This window comes from Aerococcus sp. HMSC23C02, assembly GCF_001806805.1.
GTDB lineage: Bacteria > Bacillota > Bacilli > Lactobacillales > Aerococcaceae > Aerococcus > Aerococcus sanguinicola.
Genome location: NZ_KV786039.1, coordinates 40,350 through 46,300 on the forward strand (window position 1 = coordinate 40,350; position 5,951 = coordinate 46,300).

General features: G+C 55.3%; 4 protein-coding genes. 1 reads left to right on the forward strand and 3 read right to left on the reverse strand.

The window, feature by feature from the left end:
• The first annotated feature begins 445 nt into the window (after positions 1 to 445).
• The gene (fic, locus tag HMPREF3090_RS00335) at positions 446 to 1,057 is read left to right on the forward strand and encodes a protein adenylyltransferase Fic (protein WP_070485680.1); all 612 of its coding nucleotides are present in this window, start codon (positions 446 to 448) and stop codon (positions 1,055 to 1,057) included.
• A 599-nt stretch (positions 1,058 to 1,656) separates the two neighbouring features.
• Here the strand turns inward: fic and holA are convergent.
• Genes holA through HMPREF3090_RS00350 form a run of 3 tightly spaced genes read right to left on the reverse strand, consistent with a single transcriptional unit; the run spans position 1,657 to position 5,722 of the window.
• Entirely contained in the window at positions 1,657 to 2,676 is a 1,020-nt protein-coding gene (holA, locus tag HMPREF3090_RS00340) for a DNA polymerase III subunit delta (protein WP_070485682.1), read from the reverse strand.
• Between the two features lie 3 nt (positions 2,677 to 2,679).
• Positions 2,680 to 5,016: a DNA internalization-related competence protein ComEC/Rec2 gene (locus HMPREF3090_RS00345; RefSeq protein WP_067972359.1), complete on the reverse strand. Its 2,337-nt coding sequence runs from the start codon at positions 5,014 to 5,016 to the stop codon at positions 2,680 to 2,682.
• Between the two features lies 1 nt (position 5,017).
• On the reverse strand, positions 5,018 to 5,722 hold the full coding sequence (locus tag HMPREF3090_RS00350; RefSeq protein ID WP_067972362.1) for a helix-hairpin-helix domain-containing protein: 705 nt from the start codon (positions 5,720 to 5,722) through the stop codon (positions 5,018 to 5,020).
• Positions 5,723 to 5,951 lie beyond the last annotated feature (229 nt).

A 5,951-nucleotide genomic window follows, 5' to 3' on the forward strand; every position in this document is an offset into this window, starting at 1 on the left:
CGGTTCGTACGGCTATCGCCTACGATCCGTAATTCCCTTTGCTTGCTTTTTCATGGCTAAGGCCTAACTTCAACGCTCCACTCCTGCTCAAAGACAAACCCCCAGCTGATTTTTGCTTGGTGCTTTGTTAGTAGTTGTGCAAAAGCTGTTCCGGTGAGATGCTATCTGCTTTCGGGCCTCTTGAGTGCAAATTGACGAGCTGCTATCTGCTCTCAGGGCTTGAGAGCGCAAATTGACGAGACGCTATCTGCTTTCAGGACTCTTGAGTGCAAATTGGCAAATGCTATCTGCTCTCAGAGCTCTTGAGCGCAAATTGACAAGTGCTATTTGCTTTCGGGGCTCTCGAATGCAAATAGGCGACTTGCGAACGGCATCCCCACCCACAATAGGATTGTCATTTTTCCTAAGGCTGACAAGATGTTATACTTAGCTTTACAGAGAAGCGATGGGGGTGAAGATGATGAAGAATGAAGAATACCAAACGAAACGGCGAGCCCATGAGCTTTGGGACCTCAATCTTATCGATGAATTTGAAGTTGGGAGTTTTAGAGGCTTGGCAGATATCCATGCTTATTTGTTCCAAGATTTTCCGGAAGTCCATCCAGGCGAAGTGCGGCAGGTCAATCTTTCTAAGGGAAATTTCCGCTTTGCCAGTGTGCTCTACTTAGAGTCAGCGATTCAGGCGGTCGAAGCCATGCCAGAAAATAATTTCGACGCGATAATTGATAAATATACCGAAATGAATGTGGTCCATCCTTTTAGAGAAGGAAATGGGCGGTCGACGCGGATTTGGCTGGATCAAATATTGAAAGAAAATTTATCGATTTGTATTGATTGGTCGCTTATCGACAAAAGAGACTACTTGTCTGCCATGGCATTAAGTCCGGCTAACAACAATCTCTTGAAGATGCTCCTAAAAAACGCGCTGACCGATGAAGTTGATAACCGTTTAGTTTATATGAAAGGAATCGACCAATCCTACGCCTATGAAGATATGGCCGACTATCCGTATTATGAAATCGAGGGATCGAATGGTGGGGAAAGTGATGGTGAATAAAAAATTAGCTGCTATCTATAAGGCGAGTTAACGCCCTACTTGCCAAGAGACACCCTCGTTTGAAAGTTGCCCCCCTCTGACTTGCAAAGCTGTCGGGTGTTTGAAAGTTAGTGCCATCGAACTTTCAAACTGGCGAGTCATTTGAAAGTTGACACCCTCTGACTTGCAAACTTAGCGGGTGTTTAAAAGTTGGCATCAGGCGACTCACAAACCAAGGCTCTATTTAAAAATTCGCGGTCAACTACTCGCTAATAGCAGTCTCATTAGTGAATACACTCCTTTTCCAAGAAAAGCAAGAGCTATATTTTCTAACAGTGATTAGAAATCCTATACCAGTTACTTGTGAGCAGGAGTGGAGCTTTGAAGTTGGCCTTTAGCCATGACCAAGCAAGCGATGTGAATTAGGGATAGTTGGCGTTAGCCTTACTAGCCCTTTGAAGCTCGCTAGGTGAGGGACCTTGGCCCGAACCGGTGCCATGGCTCTTGAAAGGCCAAATTCAAAAGCGGAACGCATGCTCACTAGCACAATTTGTATACAAAAAACACCGCGCTAACTTTCTCCTCTCCATGAAGGAAGTTAGCGCGGTGCTTTTTCATTATTACCCGCAAAAGCGCAGGATGAACCATTCGATGCCGAGGTCTTGGTCGACGCGGCCGGTTTTGATCCGGTAGTCGAGGTCGACTAGGGCCAGGTAGGCTTGGATCAGGCGGTCGCCGGGGTAGGCAGAGGCTTGTTTGCTGGCCATCTTGATCCGGTAGGGGTGGGCAGACAGGGCCTTGGCCATGGAGCCCTGGTCGTAGCCCATGCGCTGGAATTGGTTGATCTGGCAGTAGAGGCGGAAGTTAGACATGAGGAGGGCCAGGATGGCGATGGGCGACTGCTTGTCAGCGATCAGTTGCCGGTAGAGGCTGAGTGCTGCTTCGGCCTGGCCGCGCATCAGGTAGTCGGTCAGGTGGAAGATATCGTCATCGATGGAGGGCTCGACCAGGAGGCGGACATCTTGGGCGGTGATCCGGTCCGCGTCAGCCGTGAAGAGCTGGAGCTTGGCCATCTCATCCATGGTCCGGCTGAGCTTATAATTGGTCCGCTCGAGGAAGAGCTTGACGGCGTCCCGGTCCATGGCCTGGTCCAGCTGGGAGACATAGCCCTCCAGATAGCGGGCTACCTGGTCGGGTTTCATCTCGCCCACGTCCACTAGGCTGGCCGCTTTTTTTAATTGCTTCACGACCTTCTTGCGGTTGTCCAGCTTCTCATAGGGGGCCTCGATCACCAGAACGACTTCCTCAGCGGGATGGTCCAGGTAGGCCAGGAGCTCGTCCGGGTCCTGCTTGACCGCCCCCTTGCCCTTGTCCCCGGTCAAAAAGCTGGGATGGCTGAGCCAGATAATCCGCGTCTCTTGAAAAAAAGAAATGGTATTGGCTTCCAGCATGGCGTCGGACAGGGCCTGTTCTTGGAGGTCGAAGTGGACAAAGTTAAAGGCATTGACTTCCCCGCCCAGGACCGAGTCAACCAGGGTCTGGCGAAAACGGTCCACCAAATAGGTCTCCTGGCCAAGCAAAAGATAGACCGGAGCCCACTTGCCCGCCTTGATATTTTGCAGCTGTTTTTGAATTTCCACGCGTCATTCCCCTTCTTCTAATTGGATCGTCCTTTCTATTGTAGCGGATTTTGGGCTAAAAATATAGTGGATGCCCCCCATTTCGTCTGTCCGCCAGACCTGAGCGCCCACCGCTTCCAAGTCGGCCAAGACCCGGGGGCTGGGATGGCCATAGCGGTTGTTCTGGCCCACCGAAATCACCGCATGCCGGGGCTGCAAGCTAGCTAAGACTTCAGGCGGCGAGGAATGGTCCGAGCCGTGGTGGGCCACCTTGAGATAGTCCAGGTCCCGCCCCCGAAGACGCTGGGCCATGGCTTCCTCCGCCTGTCCTTCCGTATCCCCGGTAAAGAGAAAGGAATGCCCGTAGAGCTCGGCCCAGATGACCAGGGAATCCGCATTGTCCCCCTGGCCCAGCTGGTCGGGCTGGATGATGTCAAAGGTTGCCTGGCGCCCCAGCTGGAGCCGGTCGCCGGTTCGGAGCCAGACCCAACCTTGCCGGGTCAAGCCCTGCCAATCCGCCAAGACTGCTTCATCCTGGGCCAAACCAATAGGCAAGTAGAGTTTATCCACCGGCAGGTTTTCACAGATTTCTTCAAGGGAGCCATAATGGTCATAGTCGGAGTGGCTGATAAAGATCCCGTCCAAGTGGCGGACCCCTTCCGCCCGGAGCGCTGGCAAGATGTCTCGACCGGCCACCGTAGACGTCTTACGGCGGACCTGCCAGGGCTCGCGGTCAAAGAAGCTAGGCTGGCTGCCTGCATCGATCAGGTAGTTGCCCTGGTTAAAAGGCAGGCGGACCAGGAGGCAGTCCCCCTGACCAATAGCGAGCGCCGACACCTGGCCCTGGACCTTGAGATTGGGCCAGAGGTAGATGACTAAGAGCAGGCTCAGTAAAGAGAGCCCAGCCTTACGCCTGATCTGGCCTGCTTGAAGACAAGCCAATACGGCGACCAGGGCCAGTCCATAAAGAAAAACGAGCCAGGCCGGCAAGTGGCCGGTGACCCAGGTCAAGCCCTGCCATTGGCTTAGCGCCTGGGAGATTTTTTCGAGGAGGTGGAGGGCTTGCCCTAGGAGGCCCTGGAAACCGAGCAAGAAATTAGCCAGACCTAGGGCGTGGAGGACCAGTAAAAGCAGGAGGACCGGGATCAATACGGAGGAGAAGAGGAGGCTGTAGAAGTAATTCACCACAAGAGAGAGCCAGGAGAAGGCATGGTTGTGGACCAGGAGGAAGGGCAGACTGACCAAGGAACAGGCCAGGGACCGCGTCAGTTCACGGAGGAGGGGCCGCGGAGTCAGACGCCGGATGCCGCCGTCAAGGACTAAGAGGGTTACAGCCAGGGCAAAGGAGAGCTGGAAGCCCAGGGAGAAGATGGCGGTGGGCTGGCCGATGACCAGGACAATGAGCGCCCAGGACGTTCCCTCCAGGCTGGACGGCGGCCGTCCCAAAGCCCGGCAGAGGACCTGGTAGAGGTAGACCCCAATAGCCCGCACCATCCCGTAAGGCCAGGCCAGGAGGGTCCCGTAGACCAGGAGGAGGACCAGAGCCAGACCATCGAAGTAGTCCAGGAGTCCGCCCAGGCGGAGGTAGACATAGCGGCAGTGCTTGAGGAGGAAGTTCACGTGGAAGCCGCTCAGGGAGAAGAGGTGGATCATGCCGATAGTCTGGTAGGAGGCCATGGCGTCCGGGTCGATCCACTGGCTGTCGTTAAAAAAGAGGGCGAGGACATAGGCCCGGACCTGGTCATTAGCTAGCCGGCCCAAGCCTTGGCGGACTCCGACCTGGGCCTCAGCCAAAAAGGCCCGCCAACCCCGCTGGACAGCAAGCGGCCGCATGGCTTCCAGGTCCCCCAGGTAAAAAATCCCCTGGCGGTCTAAATAAGCCCGGTAGTTGAAGAGATAGCGGTTGCGGTTGGGCTGGGGTTGGCTGAGCTCACCCTTGACCTGCCAGGTGAGGGCCTGGTCCAAACCCTCAAAGGCCACCTGCTCTTCTTCTGATGCCAAGCGGTAAAAGGCCTGTATCCGCTCGGTCTGCCCTTCCCCTAGGACCACATCGCCCTGGAACTTGACCTGGTCCCCGTCCACCTGCAGGGTTGCCAGGTCCATAGCTAGCGCCCCTTCAAAAGCCCCCGCCTCCAAGAGAGAAGACGAGCCCCCAGCCTGCCAGGCAAAATAGGCCAAGCAAAGGCCAGCTAGGACTAGGGTCGAACGAAAAAAGCGGGGTTCTTTTAAATAAGCGAGTCGGACCAGGAGGAGGATAAGGCCGGCTGCGGACCAGATGGACGGCGCTAAAACAAGGCAAGCCGCCAGGAGGACAAGGAGGGCCCAGCTGACAATATGGTAGGATTTTAACCGGTCCAGCATCCTAGTCCACCGTCAGCTGGGGGCGCAACTTGTCCAGGGTCTTCTCGCCGATCCCCGACACTTGGGCCAGGTCATCCACCGTCTGGAAGGGGCCGTTCGCCTCCCGGTAGGCAATGATATCCGCCGCCTTCTTCTCCCCCACCCCGGACAGGGTCTGGAGCTCCGCGCTGTCCGCCGTGTTCAGGTTGACCTGGTTGCCGGGTGTTTGGTCTCCCGAAGAGGCAGGGGCCTGGCTCCCGCCTGTCTGGACCGCCAGCTTCAAGTTGTCCGGCACTTCCTCACCCTGGCGCGGGATGTAGACCAACATCTGGTCCTCCAAGCGCTGGGCGAAGTTGACCTGGTCCTGGTCCGCCTCGGGCAAGAAGCCGCCCGCCAACATAACCGCGTCGTAGACCCGCATGCCCGCCTCCACCTGGTAGAGCTTGGGTTCCTTGACCGCCCCCTTGACGTCCACATAGAGGGTTTCTTGGGCAGGCGGCGGACTGGCAGAGGATTCGGCTGTTTCTGGGGCAGGCTCGACTGGTTCGGGCTGGTCGGCCAAGGCTTCTACTGGGACTTCTTCCACTAAGTCAGCGCTTTGATTGCCTCCTAAAAAACGGCCTAGGAAGAAAAGGGCTAGGCAGAGGGCGACCAAGGCACCGATGAGATAGCGGCCGTAGTCATGCACGATGTCTTGAACAGATAAATTTTTCCAACGATTCCACATCTTATCACCTCATAGATATATAAACGCTGGAGGGGCGAAATTCATCAAGTGATTTTAAGTATTTAAAAGAACTTTTCTTTTCTAATGGAAGTTGTGCTGGTGAGCATGCGTTGCGCTTCGAGTTTGATCGTTAAAAAGCCATGGCACCGGCTCGAGCCTTGGTCTCTCGCCTAGCGAGCTTCAAACGGCTAGTAGCGGCTTACGCCGACTATCCGTAATTCACATCGCT